Consider the following 20,153-nt stretch of genomic DNA (forward strand, 5'->3'; position numbering starts at 1 on the left):
GGGCGGGGGGGGGGGGGGCCCCCCGGTTGGGCCGCCCCGCGTCCGTTGCGCCCCCCCCCCCCCCCCCCCCCCCCCGCCCGCCACCAGATTCGGACGCAGTCGCGCCCAGCCACGAGGGGCTGCGCCGTTCGCTGGTAACCCAACTGAACGATTTCATCTGCAACTGTCACCCGGATCGTGTCTAATACCGCTCCCCACCTGCGGTCCCCACCCGAATGTCCCTCCAATCCCATGGCCCGGCGCCGTGCGACGACGCTGACGGCCACCTCGTCACCGCCGGTCCGCTGACCCCGCCCCCGGACAGCGCCGGCACCCCCGCCGACGAAAAAGCGCTGCGCCACTCGGTCGCCGAGGACGTGCAGGGCATGGTCCTGGCCACGCTGGTGGCCTCGCTGGGCCTGGCCATCTTCGCCAAGGGAGGGCTGATGATCGGCGGCATGGCCGGTGCGGCCTTCCTGCTGCACTACGCCATGGGCTGGAACTTCGGCCTGGTATTCGTGCTGGTCAACCTGCCGTTCTACTGGGTGGCCGTGCGCCGCATGGGCTGGGAGTTCACCCTCAAGACCTTCGCGGCGGTCACCGCCTGCGGTGTGCTCACCGACATCCTGCCGCGCTGGGCTGATTTTGCGCATATCGCGCCGCTGTACTCGGCGCTGGTCGGCGGCGCGCTCGCCGGCCTGGGCATCCTGTTCTTCATCCGCCACCGCGCCAGCCTCGGCGGCATCGGCATCCTGGCGGTGTACCTGCAGCGCACCCGCGGTTGGAGCGCCGGCAAGGTGCAGATGTCCTTCGATGCCTGCCTGATGGTGGCCGCGTTCTTCGTGCTGTCGCCGTCGCAGGTGATGTACTCGGCCATCGGCGCGGTGGTGCTCAGCCTGGTGCTGATGTTCAACCACCGCCCCGGCCGTTACATGGGTGTTTAACCGCACATACCGCGTTCGCCGGGCATGGCCCGGCGCTACCGGACCCACCGCGGATGTGCGTCAGCGGCCCGTCACCTGCACCCACGGCGGGGCCAGCTGCAACAGCTGCGCGTGCACCGGGCAATCCTCGGCATGCGCGCCGGGCAGGTAGCCCAGGCTCATCAGGAACTCGCCGGTGATCTCGCCGCCGGTGAAGCGGAACGTCTTCTTGAACAGTTTCACCCAATCGGCCTTGCTGCGCGGGTGGTGCGCGTCCAGCCACGCAGCGAAGCTGCCATGGCTGGCCCGCAGTTGCTGGATCACCTGCGCGTTGTGGATGGCGGCCAGCACCTTCAGACGGTTGCGGATGATGCCGGCGTCGGACAGCAGACGCTCGATGTCCTGCTCGGCATAGGCCGCCACGCGGTCCACGTCGAAGCCATCGTAGGCCGCGCGGAAGCCCTCGCGCTTCTTCAGGATGGTTTCCCAGCTCAGCCCGGCCTGGTTGATTTCCAGCACCAGCCGCTCGAACAGCTCGCGCTCGTCGCGCTGCGGAAAGCCGTATTCATTGGCGTGGTAGAACTCATGCACCGGGTGGCCCGGGGCGATGCGGCAGTATCCGGACAAGGTGTTCTCCTGGCGGGCGGGCCCCCCATTATGCGCGGCGTGCAGGCGCCGGAGGCGCCCACCGGCTAGAATGGCGCCATGTCTGTAACGCCTACCTCCCTTGCCGATCACCTGCTCGTCGCGCTGCCGTCGCTGATCGACGCGACCTTTGCCCGCAGCGTCGCGCTGATCTGCCAGCACGACGAGAACGGGGCCATGGGCGTGCTGGTCAACCAGCCTTCCGAATACACGCTGGGCGAGGTGCTTTCGCAGATGGACATCACCACCGGTGATGGTGAGCTGCAGGCGCGCGTGGTCCTCAACGGCGGTCCGGTGCACCCCGAGCGCGGTTTCGTCATCCACGACGATGCGCGCGACTGGGATTCCAGCCTGCGCGTGAGCGAGGGGCTGTACCTGACCACCTCGCGCGACATCCTCGAGGCGATGGCCCGCGGTGAAGGCCCGGCCAATGCCGTGGTCACCCTGGGCTGTGCCGGCTGGGCGGCAGGGCAGCTGGAAAGCGAACTGGCCGAAAACAGCTGGCTGGCGGTGCCGGCCGATGCCGAGCTGGTGTTCCAGCTGCCGCTGGAGCAACGCTGGCAGGGCGCGGCCGCGCGCATCGGCGTGGACCTGTTCCGGCTGACCGATTACAGCGGCCATGTCTGAGCCGTCCGCGTCCGCCCCGGTTCCTGCCGCCCCGGCCATCCGCCGCGATGGCACCGTGCTGGGGTTCGACGTGGGGTCGCGACGCATTGGCGTGGCCATCGGCAGTTCCTTCGCTGCGCATGCGCGCGCGGTGGCCGTGGTGGATGTGCGCGGCAACGGCCCGGACTGGGCCGCGATCGAGCGCCTGCTCAAGGAATGGAAGCCCGATGGCCTGGTGGTGGGCGATCCGCTCACCCTGGATGGCCAGGACCAGCCCAACCGCAAGCGCGCGCAGGGCTTCGCCCGCCAGCTGCGGGAACGCTTCAAGCTGCCGGTGGCGATGATCGACGAGCGTTCCAGCTCGGTCGAGGCCGCCCGCCGCTTCGCCGTCGAGCGCGCCGAAGGGCGCAAGCGCCGCCGTGATGCGGCAGCCCTCGACGCCGTGGCCGCGGCGGTGATCATCGACCGCTGGCTGTCGTCCCCCGACGACGCCACTCCCATTCCCTGACTGCACGACTCCCGCCATGACTGCCCAGCAACTCGATGCTTCCGGACGCCTGCGCCACCTGCTGACCCTTGAGGGCCTGCCGCGCGAAACCCTGCTGCAGCTGCTCGACCGGGCAGGGCAGATCCGCGATGCGGCCGTCGGCCGCGTCGGCAACAAGCGCCAGGTGCTGGCCGGCTCGGCGGTGTGCACGCTGTTCTTCGAACCCTCCACCCGCACCCGCAGCTCGTTCCAGCTGGCCGCCCAGCGCCTCGGCGCGGACGTGCTGAACTTCGATGCCTCCACCTCTTCGACGCGCAAGGGCGAAACCGCCTGTGACACGCTGAAGAACCTGGAAGCGATGGGCGTGCGCGGTTTCGTGGTGCGCCACCCCGATGACGGCGCGGTTGCCGCGCTGGCCGCCGCGGCCGGCGAGGGCACCGCCCTGGTCAATGCCGGTGACGGCCGCAGCTCGCACCCGACCCAGGGCCTGCTGGACATGCTGACCCTGCGCCAGGCCAAGGGCCCGGACTTCTCCAAGCTGAAGGTCGTGATCGTCGGCGACGTGAAGCACTCGCGCGTGGCCCGCACCGACCTGCATGCACTGCGCACGCTGGGCGTGGGCGAGATCCGCGTGTGCGGCCCGCAGTCGCTGCTGCCCGACGACGAGACCCTGAAGGGCTGCGTGGTTGGCGATGATTTCGACGCGATGCTGGAAGGCGTCGACGCGCTGATGATGCTGCGCCTGCAGCGCGAGCGCATGGAAGAGGGCCTGGTGCCGTCGCTGGAGCAGTACCACGCGCAGTACGGCCTGAATGCCGAACGCCTGGCCCGTGCCGGCAAGGATGCGGCCGTGCTGCACCCGGGCCCGATCAACCGCGGCGTGGAAGTGACCGACGAGGTGGCCGATGGCCCGCAGTCGTGGGTGCTGCGCCAGGTCGCCAACGGCGTCGCCGTGCGCATGGCCGTGCTGGAAACCCTGCTGGGCTGATCTGCCTGGTGGTGCCCTGGTGGGTGCCGACCGTTGGTCGGCACTGAACTGCCTGAATATGTGCCTTGGTGGGTGCCGACCGTTGGTCGGCACTGCCCCTACCTGCCTTGAAGTGGTTACCCGATAGCAAAGGACAGTCGGTGGGCACAGGCTTGTGTCCATGAACCGCGCACGCCTGAGACTAGGCCGCCATTCCCATATCGGCCACGCCTACGTCCTGACCACGGTCACCCACGGGCGTCGACGCTACTTCGATGATCCCACTGCCGCGCAGGTGGTGATGGACGTTCTCCATGGGATAGACACGGAAGGCCTGACGCAGTCGCTTGCCTACGTGGTCATGCCCGACCACATCCATTGGCTCGTAGAGCTCCGCGCATTCTCGCTGGACTACATCATGCAGCGCTTCAAATCGAGCAGTGCATTGCAGGTCAACCGAATGCTCGGCCAGTCAGGAAGATTCTGGCAATCGAGCTATCACGATCACGCAATCCGGTCTGATGAGTCGCTGTTTCGTCATGCGATGTACGTGTTGGGCAATCCGATCAGGGCGGGATTGACCACGCAGCTTGGCGAGTATCCCCATGCGTGGTGTCGATGGGAATTGGCCGGAGATTCCCAGGTACTGAAGCACCCGGGAACGGAGAGGTAGTGCCGACCAACGGTCGGCACCTACCGAAGCAGGGCAGTGCCGACCAACGGTCGGCACCTACCGAAGCCGAGCAGTGCCGACCAACGGTCGGCACCCACCCACTGCAGACCAGGGTTTGGGTTTCAGCGCTTCTGCGCAAACAGCCATGCCCACATCGCCGGGTCGGCGTAAGTCGCGTCCCAGGCGTTGTGGTTGCCCTCGGGGTATTCGGTGTAGCGCACGTCGCCGGCGCCGGCTGCCTGGAAGGCCGCATGCAGGCGACGGTCATCGGCCGGGGGCACCACGTCGTCCAGCGCGCCGTGGAAGATCCAGATCGGCGTCTGCCGCAGGCGCTGGGCGATGGCCGCGTAGGGGTTGGCCTCGTGGGCGACCTGTTCGACGAACAGGGTGGGGCGCACCGCGCGCGGGGCCAGCACCGCGCCACATACCGGCACGATCGCGGCAAAGCGCTGCGGTGCGTCCAGCGCGATGTTCCAGCTGCCGTAGCCGCCCATCGACATGCCGGTCAGGTACTGCCGTGCCGGGTCGGCACCGAATTCGGCGATGGCCGCATCCAGCGCCGCCATCGCCACACGGTTGTTGTGGCCGCTCCATTCCTCTTCGCCGGGCACCTGCGGGAACACCGCCAGCGCCGGGAAGTCGGCGGCGTGCTCGCGCAGGTACGGGCCCAGCCCGGCATGGGTCTGCTTGACCCCATCGCGACCACGCTCACCCGAGCCGTGCAGGAACAGCACCACCGGTAGCGATGCGGATATGCGCGACGCCGCAGCGGGAATGAACACCTGGTAGTAGGCCGTCTGCCCGTCCACCTTCACCGCGCGGGATTCGAAGTGGCCACGCGCGCTGTCGGGCGTGCTGGCGCAGGCAGCCAGCATCAGCAGGAACAGCAGCGGCAGCCAGCGCAGCAACGGACGGACCATGACGTTTCCCCAAGGATTGGAATCGTTTTCATGGTAGTGCGTTGGCGCGCGCCGGGCATCGTGCAGCGCGTCACTGCGGGTGCGGGAAACTGGCGATGATGTCCAGCTGCTCCTGCGCCTCGGCATTGCCCTCGGCAGCGGCGGCCTGCACCTGCGCCATGTCCGGGTGCATCACCACCAGCAGCGGGTTCTCGCACACCGGGCAGTCGTACTCGGTGGCGTCCTCGTCCAGCTCCATCACCATCGCCCGCGCGTTGCCTTTCCACTCGCAGGCGGCACAGGTGTGCATCTGCTCGCGCCAGCCGGGCTGGAAGTAGTTTTCAATCGTGGTGGCCATGCAGGCGTCCGGAGTTGATGCAGTCGGGGTCTGAGCCCGCTTCGCGGGATCCGATCCCATGCAGGTTCAGTGCAGCAGGATGAGGGTGGCCAGGCCGAGGAAGCTGAAGAAGCCCATCACGTCGGTCACGGCGGTCACCACCACGGTGCCAGCCACGGCCGGGTCCACGTTCATGCGCTTGAGCAGCAGCGGCAGCAGCACGCCGGCCAGTGCAGCGGCCAGGAAGTTGATGATCAGCGCCAGGGTGATCACCAGCGACAGCAGCAGGCTGTGGAACCACAGAAACGCAATCAGGCCGACCAGCAGGCCGATCAGCGTGCCGTTGATCAGCGCCACGCGCGCTTCCTTCCACAGCAGGATGCGCGCATTGCTCTGGCCCACCTGGCCCAGCGCGATGCCACGCACCATCAGGGTCAGCACCTGCACCGCCGCGTTGCCGCCGACGCCGGCGACGATCGGCATCAGCACCGCCAGCGCCACCACCTTCTGCAGGGTCAGTTCGAACTGGCCGATCACGCTGGCGGCGAGGAAGGCCGTGCACAGGTTGATGCCCAGCCAGACCACGCGGCCGCGCACGGCACGCTTGATCGGCGAGAACAGATCCTCTTCCTCGTCCAGGCCGGCCGCGCCCAGTGCCTGGTGCTCGGCCTGCGAACGGATGATGTCCACCACGTCATCGATGGTGATGCGGCCGAGCAGGATGTTGTTGTCGTCCACCACCGGCGCGGACACCCAGTCATGGTCGGAGAACTGCCGGGCGACTTCCTGGTCGCTCTCGCCGACGTCGATGGCCGGCTGTTCGTCGTCGATCAGGCGGTTGATCGGCGTGCTGTCTTCATTGGTGACCAGTGCGGCCAGCGACACGCGTCCCAGGTACTGGTGGCGGCGGCTGACCACGAACAGGTGATCGGTATGGTCGGGCAGTTCGCCACGCAGGCGCAGGTAGCGCAGCACCACGTCGACATTGACGTCGGCGCGCACGGTCACCACGTCCGGGTTCATCAGTCGGCCGGCGCTGTCCTCGGGATACGACAGCACCTGTTCCAGGCGCTCGCGGTTCTCGCGGTCCATCGACTTGAGGACCTCGTCGATGACCGTATCGGGAAGATCCTCGACCAGGTCGGCCAGGTCATCGATGTCCAGGTCTTCGACCGCGGCGATGATCTCGTCCGGGTCCATGTCCGCGAGCAGGCTCTCGCGCACTTCCTCGCCGACGTGGACCAGCACCTCGCCATCGTCCTCGGGATCGACCAGCCCCCACACCACTTCGCGCTTGCCCGGGGGCAGCGATTCGAGCAGGTTGCCGATCTCGGCCGGCGCCAGCGTGTTGACGAGCCGGCGCACCGGCCCCAGCCGGCCGCTGTCCAGTGCATCGGACAGCATCCGCAGTTGGCGTGCAGTCTTGTCGTGGCGTACAGCTTCAGCCATCACAGCTCCCGCGGGAAGAGAAAAGCCGCGATCCCGGCAAGGATGCGGCAAGAGGGGTGTTCAGCGCGTCATTATCGCAAGCGGATGTTTCAACGCATAGCCGCTGGGCATGGCCCGGCGCTACCGCCGACGCGTTGTGGTGGTAGCGCAGGGCCGTGCCCGGCGAGCGCGTAGCGCGGCAGTCAGGGAGTCTCGGCCACCAGCGCCAGCCAGCGTTCGATGCCGCGGCGGTCGCGCGCGGCCAGCAGTTTCGGCGCGCGCGCGCGCAGGGTGGCCAGGTCGGCGTCGCGGATCGCGCGGCGCACTTCCAGCAGGGTGCCCGGGTGCAGGCTGAATTCGCTCAATCCCAGTGCCAGCAGCAGCGGGGTCATGCGCGCGTCACCGGCCATTTCGCCACACACGGCCACCGGGATGCGATGGCGTGCGCCGGTGTCGATGACCATCTGCAGCAGGCGCAGCACCGCCGGGTGCAGTGGCGAATACAGCTCGCCCAGCGCCTCGTTGTTGCGGTCGGCGGCCAGCAGGTACTGCACCAGGTCGTTGGTGCCGATCGACAGGAAGTCGACCAGGTCGATGAAGCTTTCCAGCGCCAGTGCAGCGGCGGGCACTTCGATCATCGCGCCCAGTGGCACGTGCTCGGACACCATGTGGCCTTCGCCGCGCAGCTGTTCGGTCAGCTTGAGCATGCGCCGACGTACCGCCAGCAGTTCCTCGCGGGTGCTGACCATGGGGATCAGCACCCGCAGCTTGCCGTAGGCCGACGCGCGCAGGATCGCGCGCAGCTGGGTGTCGGACACCTTCGGCCGCGCCAGCGACAGTCGCACGCCACGCAGGCCCAGTGCCGGGTTTTCCTCGTTGCTCAGGGTCAGCCCGGTGCGATCTGCCTTGTCCGCGCCCAGGTCGAGGGTGCGGATGGTGACCGGTCGCCCGCTCATGCCCAGGGCGGCATCGCGGTAGGTCTGGAACTGTTCTTCTTCGTCCGGCAGCTCGTTGCGCTGCAGGAACAGGAATTCGGTGCGGTACAGGCCCAGCCCCTGCGCGCCCAGCGCATGCGCCTGGGTCACGTCCTCCAGCGATTCGGCGTTGGCCAGCAGGGCGATGTCGACCTGGTCGCGGGTACGGCTGGGTTTGCTGCGCAGGCGGCCAAGCTCACGCTGCTCGCGCGCGTGCTCCTTCAGGCGCATGCGGTAATCACGCAGGTTGTCAGCCTGCGGATTGACGGTGATGCTGCCGTCGGCGCCATCGATGATGAGCACGTCGCCGTCGGCGATGCGGCTGAGCACCTGCGGCACGTTGACGATCAGCGGCAGATGCAGGCTGCGGGCCAGGATCGCGCTGTGCGACAGCGCGCTGCCGGCGGCGGTGACGATGCCGACCACGCCCTGCGCCTGCAGCTGGGCCAGCTCGGACGGGGCGATGTTGTCGCAGACCAGGATCTCGCCGGCCAGGCCCTTCACCACCGGCAGGCGGTCAGGCTGCAGGAAGGCATGGATGCGGCCGATCACATGGTCCAGGTCGTCCATGCGGCTCTTCAGATAGGCATCGTCCATGCCATCGAAGACCTTGGCCAGGCGGTCGCGCTGCAGGCGCAGCGCGTAGCCGGCACTGTAGGGACCACTGCGGATCAGTTCGTCCAGGCCATGCAGCAGTTCGGGGTCGTCCAGCAGCAGCGCGTGCAGGTCGAGGAACTCGCCGACATCGTGGCTCAGTGCACCGTGCAGGCGCTGGCGCAGGTCATGCATTTCCGCGCGTGCGGCATCCAGTGCGCGGTGCAGGCGGGCCAGCTCGGCCTCCACCTGCTGTGGCGCGACGCGTTGTTCGGCCACTTCCAGCGCGTGCGGCAGGCGCACCCGCGCCCGTCCCATCGCCGAACCGCGTGCGGCGCCGTGGCCGGCCAGCAGCTGTACCGGCCGTTGGCCGGTGACAGGTTGGCCGGCGCGTGCGCGTGGCACGCTCAGCTGTCCTCGTCGAAGCGGCGCTCGAACAGGTCGACCACGGCGTCCATCGCCGCGGCTTCATCCTCGCCGTTGATGCGGATGGTGACCGGGGTGCCCTGGGCGGCGGCCAGCAGCATCACGCCCATGATGCTCTTGGCGTTGATCTCACGGCCCTTGGCGGCCATGGTCACGTTGCAGCGGAATGGGGCCAGCGTCTGCACCAGCTTGGCGGTGGCCCGGGCATGCAGGCCCAGGCGGTTGCTCACGGTGAGTTCTCGTTCAAGCATCGTCGACTATCGCTCCATTACGGGTGCCCGCCGCGGCTGTGGCGGGCAGTTGATCCAGTCCCTGTTCCGGATAATTCATCACCCGCAGCAACATCGGCAGACTCAGCGCCGACACCCGGCGAACCGGGGTCCCCAACCGGGCCAGTTGCCCGGCAAGGTTGGCGGGGCTGGCGCCGTACAGGTCGGTCAGGATCAGCACGCCTTCGCCACCCTCGACCCGGCGCAGAGCAGCCGAGGCGAGCGGGAGAAGGGCATCCAGGTCTGCGTCGAACGGTACTTCGAAAGCTTCGGTTTTCAGCGGCAATTGCCGCAGGAGCCGGGTCGCCACGTGAAGCAGGGCGGTCCCGACCCCGGGATGTGTTACGAGGAGAATGCCACAGGTCATTACTGCACGTTAACAGGTCGAGGTGAATTGGCGATAGCAGCAGGAGAGGGGCACTGTGTCCCGTATTCAGCGTTGCCGGGGTCGAATCCCCTTTCCATGGGAAAAGGGCTCTGACCCATCCCCCTCTGCCCCATCCACGCATGGCGTGGATCTACCGTGTCGACCAAGGTCGACGCCTACCAACAGCACGGCAGACCCGCCGCTTTCAATCCTGTTCGCGGTGGTACGTGGCCACGTCATCCCAGCCCATCTCGCGGGCGTGCCGTGCCATGCGTTCGGCCAGGTACACCGAGCGATGCTTGCCGCCGGTGCAGCCGAAGGCCACGGTCACGTAGCTGCGCGTGCCATCGCCCAGCTTGGGCAGCCAGGTGTCGAGGAAATCCATCAGCTGGGCCAGGTAGCGCTGCACGTCCGGCTGCGCTTCCAGGTAGTCACGCACGCCGGGCTCGCGGCCGCTGAGTGCACGCAGGTCCGGGTCCCAGTGCGGGTTGGGCAGTACGCGTGCATCGAACACGAAGTCGGCCTCGGCCGGCACGCCGCGCTTGTAGGCGAACGATTCAAACAGCAGCGACAGGCGCGTGGCGTGGCCCATCGCGAACTCGGTGATGATGCGCCGGCGCAGCTGGTGCACGTTCAATGCACTGGTGTCGATCACCACGTCGGCCTCGCGGCGCAGCGGTGCGATCAGCTCGCGCTCGCGGGCGATCGCTTCGGGCAGCGACAGGCCGAGCTGGCTCAGCGGGTGCCGGCGACGGGTGTCGGCATAGCGCTTGAGCATCGTCTCGTCGCTGGCCTCGAAGTACAGCACCTTCGCTTCCACGCCGGCATCGTTGGCCAGCTTGCGCCAGTTGGCCAGCTTGCTCAGGTCGGCCTGGCCGCGGACGTCGATGCCCACCGCCAGCCGGCGCGGCGCGGCGCCATCATGGTTCTCCAGCACGCTGCGGACGAAATCCGGCAGCAGCTGGATCGGCAGGTTGTCCGAACAGTAGTAGTCCTGGTCCTCGAAGGTCTTCAGGGCGACGGATTTACCCGAGCCGGACAGGCCGCTGACGATGATCAGGGTCGGGGCGGTGGGGGTAGGGGTGCTCATGGACAGGCTCTTGGTAGTGGGGCTCAGGGCGTTCGCCGTTCCAGCAGGTTGCTGTGGCGGGCGATGAACATCGCCGCTGGGTCGATACCCTTGGTACGCAGAATGTGCAGGCGGGTGGCCGCCTCGGTCAGGACCGCCAGGTTGCGGCCGGGCATCACCGGCAGCGTGATCAGCGGCACGTCCAGGTCCAGCACGTGGCGGGTGCCCGAATCGCCGGTCAGGCGCTCGTAACCGTGCGGGGTGGGTTCGGTCATCGGCTTGGTCAGGTGGACGATCAGCCGAAGGTACTTGTTCTTCTTTACTGCCGTATCACCAAACATCTCGCGCACGTTCAGCACGCCCAGGCCGCGCACTTCCAGCAGGTCCTGCAGCAGTTCCGGGCAGGTGCCATCGAGTACGTCGGGAGCGATCTGGGTGAATTCGGGGGCATCGTCGGCGACCAGGCGGTGGCCGCGGCTGAGCAGTTCCAGCGCCAGCTCGCTCTTGCCCGACCCGGCCTCGCCGGTGATCAGCACGCCGATGGAGTAGATCTCCATGAACACGCCATGCAGGATGACCCGCGGCGCCAGCGTGCGTGCCAGGTGGTAGGAGAGGTGATTGAGCAGTTCATGGCCGCGCTTGGGCGACAGCCACAGCGGCGTGCCGGATTCATCGGCAGCCGCGCGCAGGTCTTCCGGGCACGCCTGGTTGCGGGTCAGCACCAGCGCCAGCGGGTGCGACTGCATGATCTTCTCGATGGTTTCCCAGCGCTGGCGCGGTTCCAGCGCGTCCAGCCAGGACAGCTCCTCGGTCCCGAGGATCTGCACCTTGTTGGGGTAGATCGCGTTGAGGTAGCCAGCGAGCGAGGGGCGGCGGGAAACCGTGTTGCCGGCTTCCAGCTCGCGTTTCTCGCCGGCCTTGCCAGCGGCCCAGCGCAGGCCCAGCCGCTCGCGCTGCTGGTCGAACAGTTCACGTGCGGTGATGCTGGTATTCATGCGGCGCTCGCCGATGGGGGAAGGTCCAGGGCCTCGCGCAGTTCCCCTGCATCGCCGGCCGCGCGCAGGGCATCGCGGATCGATGGCGTCGAGAACAGCTCGGCCAGTTCGGACAGCAGCATCAGGTGCTGATGGGTGTAGTGGGCGGGGACGGCCATGGCGAACACCAGGTCCACCGGTTCATCGCCGCCGAAATCGACCGGGGTCTGCAACCGCAGCAGGGCGCCGCGGGGGCGGTCCAGGGCAGGCGCCCGGCCGTGGGGGATGGCGATGCCGAAACCGATCGCCGTACTGCCCAGGGCTTCGCGCTGGCACAGGTTGAGGTAGATCTGTTCGGCGTTGGCCTGGCGGCAGGCCAGCAACCCGGCGGCGGCCTGCAGGACGCTGTCGCGGTCGGTGGCCGTGCAGAGCTGGGTCTGCACGGCCGCCAGGAGGTCAGTCAGTGGCATGTCTGCGGGGAGCGGTGGCGATCAGCCGCCATTGTCGCCCACCGGCAGCGGTGCGTGCTGCTGTTTTTTCTCCTTGTGCTTGATCACCAGACGGTCGAGCTTGTCCGCCAGTACGTCGATGGCGGCATACATGGTCTGGCCGCCGGCTTCGGCGTGCAGGGTCTGGCCGGGAATATTGAGGCTGGCGTCGACGTGGTGTTCGGTCTTCTGCAGCTTGAGGGTTACCCGCGCTTCGCAGTGCTGGTCGAAGTGCTTTCCGACCCGGGCCAGTTTTTCTTCAACATACGACTGCAGGGCCGGGGTGACTTCGACATCTTTGCCAAACGTTTCGATGCGCATCGGGTTTCTCCTGTGTTCGGATGTGCCAATGAACCTCTCCGCCGGTCGCGGCGGCGCGTCAAGCGATTCTGACCCTTTCGTGCGAGGCGGAGATGTTCATGGCCTCACGATACTTCGCCACGGTGCGCCGCGCTACTGGGATTCCCGACGTTTTGAGCAGGTCAGCCAGCTTGGCGTCAGAAAGCGGCTTGCGTGGGTTTTCGTCATCGATCAGGCGGCGGATCATCGCCTGGATGGCGGTACTGGACGCTTCGCCACCGCCTTCGGTGTCGATGCCGGAGGCGAAGAACGCGCGCAGCGGCAGGGTGCCGCGCGGGGTACGTACGTGCTTGCGGGCGATCGCCCGCGAGACGGTGGATTCATGCAGGCCCAGTTCGGCGGCGATCTCACGCAGGGTCAGCGGACGCAGTGCCTGTTCACCGAATTCGAGGAAGCCGGCCTGCTGCTGGATCAGGCTGCGCACCACCCGCAGCAGGGTCTCGCCGCGCGCCTGCAGGCCCTTGAGCAGCCAGCGGGCTTCCTGCAGCTGGGCGCGCAGGTAACCGGCGTCGGCGTCGCCGCAGCGGCGGATCATCTGTTCGTAGCCGCGGTGGATGATCACCTTGGGCCCGGCGTGGGCGGCCAGCGCGGCGCGCCACAGGCCGTTCTGCCGCCACACCACCACGTCCGGCACCACGTAGGTGTCCTGCGCCAGCGGTGCGACCTGGGTGCCCGGGCGCGGGTCCAGCGAGCGCAGCAGGGCGACTGCGGTCTCGACCTCGGCCAGCGGCTGCTTCAGTTCCTGGGCCAGGCCGGCCACGCCGCTGCGCGGCAGGCGTTCCAGTGGGCCGGCGGCAACCTGCCGGGCCAGCGCCAGGCCAGGAGTGTCGGCGGGCAGCACGTCCAGCTGCAGCTGCAGGCATTCGCCCAGGCAGCGCGCGGCCACGCCCACCGGGTCGAAGCGCTGCACCTGGTGCAGCACGGTGAGGATCTCGTCTTCAACGGCATGGATGGCCGGCAGCAGGGTTTCGGCGATGGACGCCAGCGGCTCGCGTAGGTAGCCGTCTTCTTCCAGCGCATCGATCAGTGCCGCACCGATGTTGCGGTCGCGCATCGACAGGTGCGACAGGTGCAGCTGCCACAGCAGGTGGTCGGCCAGGGTCTCGACCTCGGCCACGCGCTCGGCGGCGCTGCCGGTGTCTTCATCGTCGTCGAAACTGCCGCTGCTGCCGGGATTGTTCCAGTCCAGCTCGGCCGGGGCCCAGTCGTCTCCGCTGGGCGCGGCCGGTTCTGGCGGCACATCGCTGTCGGCGCCGCCGTCATCGGCGCTGCCGCCGCTGGCACCGGCACCGGCATCGCTGCTGTCGGCCCAGTCCAGCAGGGGGTTGCTTTCCACCGCCTGGGCGATTTCCAGCTCCAGCTCGGTGGTGGACATCTGCAGCAGCTTGATCGCCTGCTGCAGCTGTGGTGTCAGCACCAGCTGCTGTCCCAACGATGTCTGCAGCCGAGTCTTCATGCCTGTGCCGAAACGGAGGGGATGGGCCCGGCGTCCGCGGTCACAGCTTGAAGGAATCTCCAAGATAGACGCGACGGACGTCGGCGTTGTCCAGGATCGCCTCGGGCGAGCCCTGGGCGAGGACGGTGCCCTCAGCGAGAATATACGCGCGGTCGCAGATTCCCAAGGTTTCGCGCACGTTGTGGTCGGTGATGAGCACACCGATGCCACGCTGCTTGAGATGGGTGACGATGCGCTGGATCTCGCCGACCGAGATCGGATCGACACCGGCGAAGGGTTCGTCGAGCAGGATCAGGCGCGGCTTGGCGGCCAGGGCGCGGGCAATCTCGCAGCGGCGGCGCTCGCCACCTGACAGGCTGGCGCCGAGCTGGTCGGCCACGTGGCCCAGCTGCAGTTCGTCGAGCAGGCCGCTGAGTTCGCGCTCGCGGCCGGCCGAATCCAGGTCGTCGCGCAGCTCCAGCACCAAGCGCAGGTTGTCGGCCACGGTCAGCTTGCGGAACACCGACGGTTCCTGCGGCAGGTAGCCCACGCCCTGCTTGGCGCGCGTGTACATCGGGTCGCCGGTGATGTCCTGGCCGTCCAGCACGATGCTGCCAGCATCGGCCTCCACCAGGCCCACGATCATGTAGAAGCAGGTGGTCTTGCCGGCGCCGTTGGGGCCGAGCAGGCCGACCACTTCACCGGCATCGAGGGTCAGCCCGAAGTCCTTGACGACTTCGCGCTGCTTGTATTTCTTGCGCAGGCCCTTGGCGACAAGCATTACTTCTTGCTCCCGGCCGCCGGCTGCGCCGCAGGCGTCTTGTTCTTGGGCGGAATGACGGTACGCACGCGGCTGCCGTCGCCACCGGAATTCATCTCGCCGGTACGGGTGTTGTAGACCATGCGCTGGCCGGCATTGGTACCGCGCGCGCTGGTCACCTTGTAGTTGCCGGTGAGGGTGATGATCTCGGTCTTGATGTCGTAGTCGATCTTGTCGGCCACCGCGTCCATCCAGGTGCCGTCATCGAGCTGCTGCTTCATCTTGGCCTGCTTGCCGCTGAACACGGCACGCACGGCCTCGCCGTCCTTCATGTAGATCTCGGCCTCGGACGAACGCAGGTCCAGCGAGCCCTGGGTGATGACCACTCCCTGCGACAGCGTGGTCTTGCCGTCGCCGGTGAGGTTGCCGGCCTGTGCGCCGGCATCGATGTTCATGGGCTCGTTGCGGTCGGTGGACTTGGCCTGGGCGAAGGCAGGGACCAGGAGACCAAGGGCGAGCACGGCAGCAAAGGGAATCTTCATCGGGGTCCGTTCTACCGGTGAGGCTGCCCGGGCAGGCCGGGCGGCGGGTGGGGGGGCTGCGGCCCTGCGCCAGTCGCAATGTCGACGTCGCGGGCCAGCGGCGGAATCAGCGTCGGGGCGTGTAGCGGCCCTTGGACTGGCTGAGGAAATGATACGTGTTGTTCTTCGAATCCACCTCGAACCCGACGCCGGACTGTTCCATGCCCGGGCGGGTCATGGTGACCCGGGCATCGGTACGGGCGCGGCTTTCCTTCGGGAACACGTCCAGATGGTCGGTACGGAAAGTGGTGGGTACGACGCCGGGGGCGGCCGGGCTGTCGCCGGAAACGTCGCCGCGCAGCTTCATCTGGTCGCCCTTGGCGCTGAGCCAGCCCGTCTGCGCGCGCAGGGTCCAGTGCTGGCCGTCCTTGTCGGGCATCTCGAACAGCGGGGTGGTGATGTTGATGGTCTGGTCGCCGCGCTGGCGCTCCAGCAGCGGTGCGCGCAGGGTGGTTGATTCCTTGCCCTGTTCGTCCAGCGCCACGATCTGGAAGTCGTGCAGGATGTAATCCACGCCCACGTCCTGGCCGGCCTGCACCGGCCCCCTGTCGCGGTTGCGCAGTGCCGCCCAGCTGCTCAGCAGGGCCGCCAGCAGCAGGCCGATGCCGAGCACGGTGCGCCAGTTCAACGAGGGAGCATTCATGCGCCGAACCTCGCCAGCACCGCATCGATGTGCCCCTGCGCGGCCAGCAGCACGTCGCACAGCTCACGGGCAGCGCCACGGCCGCCGTCGCTGCGGGTGGTCCAGTGCACGCGCTCGGCGATCCATGGGTGGGCGTTGGCCGGGGCCACGGCCAGGCCCACCGCGCCCAGCGGCGCCAGGTCCGGCAGGTCGTCGCCCATGAACGCCACCTGGTCCAGGCCGATGCCGTGCTGGGCGCACAGCGCGTGCACGCTGCCCAGCTTGTCGCCCACCGCGATCTGGGTGTCGATGCCCAGATCGGCGCCGCGCCGCAGCGCCGACTGGCTGTTGCGCGCGGTGATCAGCACGGGGTGGATGCCGTGCTGCTGCAGCAGTTTCAGACCCAGACCATCCTGCACGAAGTATGCCTTGCTCTCGTTGCCGTCCTTGTCGTAGTACAGCCGACCGTCGGTGAGCGTACCGTCCACGTCGAAGCAGGCCAGGCGGATACGGGCCGCGGTGGCATGCAGGTGGGCGGGGAAGGCGGGCAGGGGGGACCAGGGCATCAGGGCATCAGGCTCGATTGGGGCGGGTGCGGGGTACAGTCTGAATGGGGTCTACCGACTCTCGGTTAAACCACCCGGGCCCGCAACAGGTCATGAATGTTCAGCGCGCCGACCGCGCGGCCCTGGCCATCGACCACGATCAGGCCATTGATCTTGTGGGTCTCCATCAGCCGCGCGGCTTCCACCGCCAGCTGGTCGGCGCCGATGGTGCGCGGGTTGCGGGTCATCACCTCGGCGATCTTCGCGGTGCGCACGTCCAGCTCGGTATCCAGCGCGCGGCGCAGATCGCCGTCGGTGAACAGGCCGATCAGCACACCCTGGGCATCGACCACGGCGGTCATGCCCAGCCGCTTGCGGCTCATCTCCACCAGGGCCTGGCTGAGGCTGGCGTCGGCATCGACCTTGGGCAGGTCCTCGCCGCTGTGCATCACGTCGGTAATGTGCAGCAGCAGGCGTCGGCCGAGGCTGCCGGCCGGGTGCGAGCGGGCGAAATCGTCGGCGGTGAAGCCGCGCGCGTCGAGCAGGGCCACGGCCAGCGCATCGCCCATCGTCAGCGAGGCGGTGGTGCTGGAGGTAGGTGCCAGCGCCAGCGGGCAGGCTTCGGCTGGCACGCTCACGTCCAGGTGCACGTCGGCGGCCTTGGCCAGGCTGGACTGCGGCCGTCCGGTCATGGAAATCAACACGTTGCCCTGGCGCTTGAGCACCGGCAGCAGCATCAGCAGCTCGTCAGATTCGCCCGAATAGGACAGCGCCAGCACCACGTCGTCCTCGGTGATCATGCCCAGGTCGCCGTGGCCGGCCTCGCCCGGGTGCACGTAGAAGGCCGGCGTACCGGTGGAGGCCAGGGTGGCGGCGATCTTGCGGGCGACATGGCCGGACTTGCCCATGCCGGTGGCGACCACCCGGCCGCGGCTGCCCAGGATGGCCTGGCAGGCCTGCTGGAATGCCTCGCCCAGCCCGCTGGCGACGGCCTGCAGCGCCTGCTGCTCGATCTCGAACACGCGGCGGCCGCTGGCCACCAGGGCGGCAGGATCGACGGAACGGGGGGGCAGGGAGGACTCGGCCATGCGGACGCCACGCAGCGGAAGTAGAATGAGGGTTCATTTTATTAGGAAAGCCCGTTGGACGCCGACACCATCCGCAACCTGATCGAAACCGGCCTGCCGGGCGCCCGCGCCGACGTGCGCGGTGACGATGGCGTGCACTTCGAAGCGACCGTGGTCTGTGAGGCCTTTGCCGGCAAGATGCCGCTGGCCCGCCACCGGATGGTCTATGCCACCCTGGGCGACCTGATGGGCGGCGCGATCCACGCGCTGGCGCTGAAAACCGTGACCCCGGCCGAAGCCGGCTGAACCGCAGAAGATTCCCAATACATGGCCAAGATCGTTGTGACCGGCGGCGCTGCGCTGCACGGTGAAGTGAGCATCTCCGGCGCCAAGAACGCCGTCCTCCCCATCCTCTGCGCGACCCTGCTGGCCGATGCGCCGGTGGAGATCACCAACGTGCCGCACCTGCACGATGTGGTCACCACGGTGAAGCTGCTGGGCGAACTGGGCGCCAAGGTCACCATCGACCAGGGTACCCTGTCGCGCGGCAGCGCGATCGTGGTCGACCCGCGTCCGGTCAACCAGCACGTGGCACCGTATGAGCTGGTCAAGACCATGCGCGCCTCGATCCTGGTGCTGGGCCCGCTGCTGGCCCGCTTCGGCGCGGCCGAAGTGTCGCTGCCCGGTGGCTGCGCCATCGGTTCGCGACCGGTCGACCAGCACATCAAGGGCCTGCAGGCGCTGGGTGCGGACATCGTGGTCGAGAACGGCTTCATCAAGGCCACCGCCGAGCGCCTGAAGGGCGGCCACTTCACCTTCGACATGGTCAGCGTCACCGGCACCGAGAACGTGCTGATGGCCGCCGTGCTGGCCGAGGGCACCACCATCCTCGATAACGCCGCGATGGAACCGGAAGTGACCGACCTGGCGCACTGCCTGATCGCACTGGGCGCGAAGATCGAAGGCCTGGGCACCGCCCGCCTGGTCATCGAAGGCGTCGAGCGCCTGTCCGGTGGCCGCCATGAAGTGCTGCCCGACCGCATCGAGACCGGCACCTTCCTGGTGGCCGCGGCGATGACCGGCGGCAAGGTGACCGTGAACCGCGCGCGCCCGAACACCATGGACGCCGTGCTGTCCAAGCTGGTCGAGGCCGGTGCGACCATCGAGACCACCGAAGACAGCATCACCCTGGACATGCAGGGCAAGCGGCCGAAGGCGGTCAACCTGACCACCGCGCCGTACCCGGCGTTCCCGACCGACATGCAGGCGCAGTTCATGGCGCTCAACTGCGTGGCCGACGGCGTGGGCGTGATCAATGAAACGATCTTCGAGAACCGTTTCATGCACGTCAACGAACTGCTGCGCCTGGGCGCGGACATCCAGGTGGAAGGCCACACGGCGATCGCCCGCGGCCAAGAGCGCCTGAGCGGTGCACCGGTGATGGCCACCGACCTGCGCGCGTCGGCGTCGCTGATCCTGGCCGGCCTGATGGCCGACGGTGACACCACCATCGACCGCATCTACCACCTCGACCGTGGCTACGAGAACATCGAAGAGAAGCTGTCTTCGCTCGGTGCCACCATCCGGCGCGTGCCGTGATCCTGCGCGGCCGCTTCAGCCCCCGCCGCAAGGCGCTGCTGGCCCTGGTGCTGATTGTGCTGGCGTGGCTGGGCTATGCCTGGTACGCCAACCTGGCCATCACCAAGGGCATCGAGCAGAAGGACATGGACTGGAATGGCGATGGCACGGTCACCCGTGACGAGATCATCCAGTCGTTCCATGCCGTTGCGGTGAACGACAGCCAGGAAGGCAACCGCCATTGCCGCACGTTCGTCTGGCGCAGCACTGGCCAGCAGATCCGGGTGGACTGCCGTACCGAGTTCACGCCGGCTGGAGCCAAGTAAAGCGGTAGCGCCGGGCCATGCCCGGCGAGCGCGCAGCGCGGAAGCAGAAGCCGCCGGGCATGGCCCGGCGCTACGGCGGCACCGCGCGTCAGTTCAACGCCTTGATGGTCAGGTCCAGCGCGTCGCGGCCCCCTTCGCGCTGCAGGATGCGGGTCGGCACCGGGAACTCGGGCACGATCCAGGCGATCTGTTCCTTGTCGCCATCCATGCGCGAGACCTTGGTGGCCTGGTAGCTCTTGCCGCCCACGGTCACCGTTTCCTTGCCCACGACTTTGTAGGTCATGTTCTTGATGCGGCCTTCGTCCACCATGCGGTAGGTCAGCGGCTTGCCGGCGGCCAGGTCGCGGGCGATCGCCAGGTTGATCAACAGCGCGTCCATGTCACCGGCCTTCAGCGCGACCGGGCCGGCGCGGTCCGGCTTGATGTCACCGGTCCAGGTGGCCTGGTTGCTGTTCCAGTTGTAGTTGGCCTGCACGTTGCGCTTCTTCACCAGCAGCGCCGAGCGGTCCTGGCTGCTGAGCGGGCGCAGCTGGCCACGCACTTCCTCGAACACGGTGCTCTGGCTGAGGTCGGCCAGCTGGTTCTTCACCTGCAGGTTGTAGCGCCACTTGCCGGTGCCTTCGTTGGCCAGGGTCATGGTGCCGTTGGCCTGCATGCCCATGTAGCTGGCCAGGTAATCGGCTTTGAACGGCTGCAGGGCCATGGCCGGCAGGCTGGCCACCGACAGTGCGGCAGCAGCGATCCAGGTCAGCGGGCGGGTCAGGGTCGTCATGC

Annotated in this window: 26 protein-coding genes; 8 read left to right on the forward strand and 18 right to left on the reverse strand. The window is 67.9% G+C overall.

The window, feature by feature from the left end; translation table 11 throughout:
- The first annotated feature begins 215 nt into the window (after window positions 1-215).
- On the forward strand, window positions 216-923 hold the full coding sequence (locus FJU31_RS07635) for a YitT family protein (RefSeq protein ID WP_150454215.1): 708 nt from the start codon (window positions 216-218) through the stop codon (window positions 921-923).
- Window positions 924-983: 60 nt separating this feature from the next.
- On the opposite strand, the gene FJU31_RS07640 is transcribed toward FJU31_RS07635, so the two are convergent.
- Complete coding sequence (locus FJU31_RS07640) at window positions 984-1,529, reverse strand: DNA-3-methyladenine glycosylase I (protein ID WP_150454216.1); 546 nt, start codon at window positions 1,527-1,529, stop codon at window positions 984-986.
- 78 nt (window positions 1,530-1,607) lie between these two features.
- On the opposite strand from FJU31_RS07640, the gene FJU31_RS07645 reads away from it, so the two are divergent.
- From FJU31_RS07645 to FJU31_RS07660, 4 genes are all read left to right on the forward strand, one after another.
- Window positions 1,608-2,174: a YqgE/AlgH family protein gene (locus FJU31_RS07645; RefSeq protein WP_150454217.1), complete on the forward strand. Its 567-nt coding sequence runs from the start codon at window positions 1,608-1,610 to the stop codon at window positions 2,172-2,174.
- Entirely contained in the window at window positions 2,167-2,661 is a 495-nt protein-coding gene (gene ruvX / locus FJU31_RS07650) for a Holliday junction resolvase RuvX (protein WP_150454218.1), read from the forward strand. The genes FJU31_RS07645 and ruvX overlap by 8 nt, the downstream gene beginning before the upstream one ends.
- Window positions 2,662-2,677: 16 nt before the next feature.
- Complete coding sequence (locus tag FJU31_RS07655; RefSeq protein ID WP_079220888.1) at window positions 2,678-3,628, forward strand: aspartate carbamoyltransferase catalytic subunit; 951 nt, start codon at window positions 2,678-2,680, stop codon at window positions 3,626-3,628.
- A gap of 160 nt (window positions 3,629-3,788) precedes the next feature.
- The gene (locus tag FJU31_RS07660; protein WP_150454219.1) at window positions 3,789-4,280 is read left to right on the forward strand and encodes an REP-associated tyrosine transposase; all 492 of its coding nucleotides are present in this window, start codon (window positions 3,789-3,791) and stop codon (window positions 4,278-4,280) included.
- A gap of 122 nt (window positions 4,281-4,402) precedes the next feature.
- Here the strand turns inward: FJU31_RS07660 and FJU31_RS07665 are convergent, their stop codons facing one another.
- The 16 genes from FJU31_RS07665 to FJU31_RS07740 form a co-directional block, all read right to left on the reverse strand.
- Entirely contained in the window at window positions 4,403-5,200 is a 798-nt protein-coding gene (locus tag FJU31_RS07665) for a carboxylesterase family protein (RefSeq protein ID WP_150454220.1), read from the reverse strand.
- 70 nt (window positions 5,201-5,270) lie between these two features.
- On the reverse strand, window positions 5,271-5,537 hold the full coding sequence (locus FJU31_RS07670) for a hypothetical protein (protein ID WP_150454221.1): 267 nt from the start codon (window positions 5,535-5,537) through the stop codon (window positions 5,271-5,273).
- A gap of 66 nt (window positions 5,538-5,603) precedes the next feature.
- Complete coding sequence (mgtE, locus tag FJU31_RS07675; RefSeq protein ID WP_150454222.1) at window positions 5,604-6,965, reverse strand: magnesium transporter; 1,362 nt, start codon at window positions 6,963-6,965, stop codon at window positions 5,604-5,606.
- A gap of 182 nt (window positions 6,966-7,147) precedes the next feature.
- Window positions 7,148-8,917 (reverse strand): phosphoenolpyruvate--protein phosphotransferase, encoded by a 1,770-nt coding sequence (gene ptsP / locus FJU31_RS07680; RefSeq protein ID WP_150454223.1) that lies wholly within the window; start codon window positions 8,915-8,917, stop codon window positions 7,148-7,150.
- Window positions 8,918-8,919: 2 nt separating this feature from the next.
- Entirely contained in the window at window positions 8,920-9,189 is a 270-nt protein-coding gene (locus FJU31_RS07685) for an HPr family phosphocarrier protein (protein ID WP_079220894.1), read from the reverse strand.
- Entirely contained in the window at window positions 9,182-9,574 is a 393-nt protein-coding gene (locus FJU31_RS07690) for a PTS sugar transporter subunit IIA (RefSeq protein WP_150454224.1), read from the reverse strand. Before FJU31_RS07690 ends, FJU31_RS07685 begins: the two co-directional genes overlap by 8 nt.
- Window positions 9,575-9,779: 205 nt before the next feature.
- Window positions 9,780-10,664: an RNase adapter RapZ gene (gene rapZ / locus FJU31_RS07695; protein WP_188115465.1), complete on the reverse strand. Its 885-nt coding sequence runs from the start codon at window positions 10,662-10,664 to the stop codon at window positions 9,780-9,782.
- A gap of 23 nt (window positions 10,665-10,687) precedes the next feature.
- A complete protein-coding gene (gene hprK / locus FJU31_RS07700) occupies window positions 10,688-11,638 on the reverse strand; it encodes an HPr(Ser) kinase/phosphatase (protein ID WP_079220896.1) in 951 nt (316 codons plus the stop codon).
- A complete protein-coding gene (locus FJU31_RS07705; RefSeq protein WP_150454225.1) occupies window positions 11,635-12,087 on the reverse strand; it encodes a PTS sugar transporter subunit IIA in 453 nt (150 codons plus the stop codon). Before FJU31_RS07705 ends, hprK begins: the two co-directional genes overlap by 4 nt.
- Window positions 12,088-12,108: 21 nt before the next feature.
- Window positions 12,109-12,426: a ribosome hibernation-promoting factor, HPF/YfiA family gene (gene hpf / locus FJU31_RS07710; protein ID WP_079220898.1), complete on the reverse strand. Its 318-nt coding sequence runs from the start codon at window positions 12,424-12,426 to the stop codon at window positions 12,109-12,111.
- Between the two features lie 58 nt (window positions 12,427-12,484).
- Window positions 12,485-13,921: an RNA polymerase factor sigma-54 gene (locus FJU31_RS07715; RefSeq protein WP_150454226.1), complete on the reverse strand. Its 1,437-nt coding sequence runs from the start codon at window positions 13,919-13,921 to the stop codon at window positions 12,485-12,487.
- Window positions 13,922-13,961: 40 nt separating this feature from the next.
- Window positions 13,962-14,681: an LPS export ABC transporter ATP-binding protein gene (gene lptB / locus FJU31_RS07720; RefSeq protein ID WP_108768037.1), complete on the reverse strand. Its 720-nt coding sequence runs from the start codon at window positions 14,679-14,681 to the stop codon at window positions 13,962-13,964.
- Window positions 14,681-15,202, reverse strand: a complete 522-nt coding sequence (gene lptA, locus FJU31_RS07725) for a lipopolysaccharide transport periplasmic protein LptA (RefSeq protein ID WP_150454227.1) — start codon at window positions 15,200-15,202, stop codon at window positions 14,681-14,683. Before lptA ends, lptB begins: the two co-directional genes overlap by 1 nt.
- 106 nt (window positions 15,203-15,308) lie before the next feature.
- The gene (gene lptC, locus FJU31_RS07730; RefSeq protein ID WP_150454228.1) at window positions 15,309-15,884 is read right to left on the reverse strand and encodes an LPS export ABC transporter periplasmic protein LptC; all 576 of its coding nucleotides are present in this window, start codon (window positions 15,882-15,884) and stop codon (window positions 15,309-15,311) included.
- Window positions 15,881-16,429, reverse strand: coding sequence for a KdsC family phosphatase (locus tag FJU31_RS07735; protein WP_150454229.1), 549 nt, complete (start codon window positions 16,427-16,429; stop codon window positions 15,881-15,883). The genes lptC and FJU31_RS07735 overlap by 4 nt, the downstream gene beginning before the upstream one ends.
- A gap of 65 nt (window positions 16,430-16,494) precedes the next feature.
- Window positions 16,495-17,496 carry a KpsF/GutQ family sugar-phosphate isomerase gene (locus FJU31_RS07740; protein ID WP_150454230.1) on the reverse strand — a complete coding sequence of 334 codons (1,002 nt, stop codon included), beginning with the start codon at window positions 17,494-17,496 and terminating at the stop codon, window positions 16,495-16,497.
- Between the two features lie 54 nt (window positions 17,497-17,550).
- Between FJU31_RS07740 and FJU31_RS07745 the strand changes: the two genes are divergently transcribed.
- Genes FJU31_RS07745 through FJU31_RS07755 form a run of 3 tightly spaced genes read left to right on the forward strand, consistent with a single transcriptional unit; the run spans window position 17,551 to window position 19,379 of the window.
- A complete protein-coding gene (locus tag FJU31_RS07745) occupies window positions 17,551-17,781 on the forward strand; it encodes a BolA family protein (protein ID WP_021202589.1) in 231 nt (76 codons plus the stop codon).
- 21 nt (window positions 17,782-17,802) lie between these two features.
- A complete protein-coding gene (gene murA / locus FJU31_RS07750; RefSeq protein ID WP_150454231.1) occupies window positions 17,803-19,074 on the forward strand; it encodes a UDP-N-acetylglucosamine 1-carboxyvinyltransferase in 1,272 nt (423 codons plus the stop codon).
- Window positions 19,071-19,379, forward strand: coding sequence for an EF-hand domain-containing protein (locus tag FJU31_RS07755; protein WP_150454232.1), 309 nt, complete (start codon window positions 19,071-19,073; stop codon window positions 19,377-19,379). Before murA ends, FJU31_RS07755 begins: the two co-directional genes overlap by 4 nt.
- A gap of 88 nt (window positions 19,380-19,467) precedes the next feature.
- On the opposite strand, the gene FJU31_RS07760 is transcribed toward FJU31_RS07755, so the two are convergent.
- Complete coding sequence (locus tag FJU31_RS07760) at window positions 19,468-20,151, reverse strand: DUF3108 domain-containing protein (RefSeq protein ID WP_150454233.1); 684 nt, start codon at window positions 20,149-20,151, stop codon at window positions 19,468-19,470.
- Between the last annotated feature and the right edge of the window lie 2 nt (window positions 20,152-20,153).

Source organism: Stenotrophomonas cyclobalanopsidis (genome assembly GCF_008710035.1).
Lineage (GTDB): Bacteria > Pseudomonadota > Gammaproteobacteria > Xanthomonadales > Xanthomonadaceae > Stenotrophomonas > Stenotrophomonas cyclobalanopsidis.

Excerpts from the sequence above, each read along its gene's own strand:
- FJU31_RS07655 (WP_079220888.1), top strand. The coding sequence starts at position 2,678 with ATGACTGCCCAGCAACTCGATGCTTCCGGACGCCTGCGCCACCTGCTG.
- FJU31_RS07685 (WP_079220894.1), bottom strand. The coding sequence starts at position 9,189 with ATGCTTGAACGAGAACTCACCGTGAGCAACCGCCTGGGCCTGCATGCC.
- FJU31_RS07715 (WP_150454226.1), bottom strand. The coding sequence starts at position 13,921 with ATGAAGACTCGGCTGCAGACATCGTTGGGACAGCAGCTGGTGCTGACA.
- FJU31_RS07635 (WP_150454215.1), top strand. The coding sequence starts at position 216 with ATGTCCCTCCAATCCCATGGCCCGGCGCCGTGCGACGACGCTGACGGC.
- mgtE (WP_150454222.1), bottom strand. The coding sequence starts at position 6,965 with ATGGCTGAAGCTGTACGCCACGACAAGACTGCACGCCAACTGCGGATG.
- FJU31_RS07660 (WP_150454219.1), top strand. The coding sequence starts at position 3,789 with ATGAACCGCGCACGCCTGAGACTAGGCCGCCATTCCCATATCGGCCAC.
- FJU31_RS07705 (WP_150454225.1), bottom strand. The coding sequence starts at position 12,087 with ATGCCACTGACTGACCTCCTGGCGGCCGTGCAGACCCAGCTCTGCACG.
- hprK (WP_079220896.1), bottom strand. The coding sequence starts at position 11,638 with ATGAATACCAGCATCACCGCACGTGAACTGTTCGACCAGCAGCGCGAG.
- rapZ (WP_188115465.1), bottom strand. The coding sequence starts at position 10,664 with ATGAGCACCCCTACCCCCACCGCCCCGACCCTGATCATCGTCAGCGGC.
- FJU31_RS07740 (WP_150454230.1), bottom strand. The coding sequence starts at position 17,496 with ATGGCCGAGTCCTCCCTGCCCCCCCGTTCCGTCGATCCTGCCGCCCTG.
- lptC (WP_150454228.1), bottom strand. The coding sequence starts at position 15,884 with ATGAATGCTCCCTCGTTGAACTGGCGCACCGTGCTCGGCATCGGCCTG.
- FJU31_RS07665 (WP_150454220.1), bottom strand. The coding sequence starts at position 5,200 with ATGGTCCGTCCGTTGCTGCGCTGGCTGCCGCTGCTGTTCCTGCTGATG.
- FJU31_RS07760 (WP_150454233.1), bottom strand. The coding sequence starts at position 20,151 with ATGACGACCCTGACCCGCCCGCTGACCTGGATCGCTGCTGCCGCACTG.
- murA (WP_150454231.1), top strand. The coding sequence starts at position 17,803 with ATGGCCAAGATCGTTGTGACCGGCGGCGCTGCGCTGCACGGTGAAGTG.
- FJU31_RS07690 (WP_150454224.1), bottom strand. The coding sequence starts at position 9,574 with ATGACCTGTGGCATTCTCCTCGTAACACATCCCGGGGTCGGGACCGCC.
- lptA (WP_150454227.1), bottom strand. The coding sequence starts at position 15,202 with ATGAAGATTCCCTTTGCTGCCGTGCTCGCCCTTGGTCTCCTGGTCCCT.
- hpf (WP_079220898.1), bottom strand. The coding sequence starts at position 12,426 with ATGCGCATCGAAACGTTTGGCAAAGATGTCGAAGTCACCCCGGCCCTG.
- lptB (WP_108768037.1), bottom strand. The coding sequence starts at position 14,681 with ATGCTTGTCGCCAAGGGCCTGCGCAAGAAATACAAGCAGCGCGAAGTC.
- FJU31_RS07735 (WP_150454229.1), bottom strand. The coding sequence starts at position 16,429 with ATGCCCTGGTCCCCCCTGCCCGCCTTCCCCGCCCACCTGCATGCCACC.
- FJU31_RS07670 (WP_150454221.1), bottom strand. The coding sequence starts at position 5,537 with ATGGCCACCACGATTGAAAACTACTTCCAGCCCGGCTGGCGCGAGCAG.
- ruvX (WP_150454218.1), top strand. The coding sequence starts at position 2,167 with ATGTCTGAGCCGTCCGCGTCCGCCCCGGTTCCTGCCGCCCCGGCCATC.
- FJU31_RS07645 (WP_150454217.1), top strand. The coding sequence starts at position 1,608 with ATGTCTGTAACGCCTACCTCCCTTGCCGATCACCTGCTCGTCGCGCTG.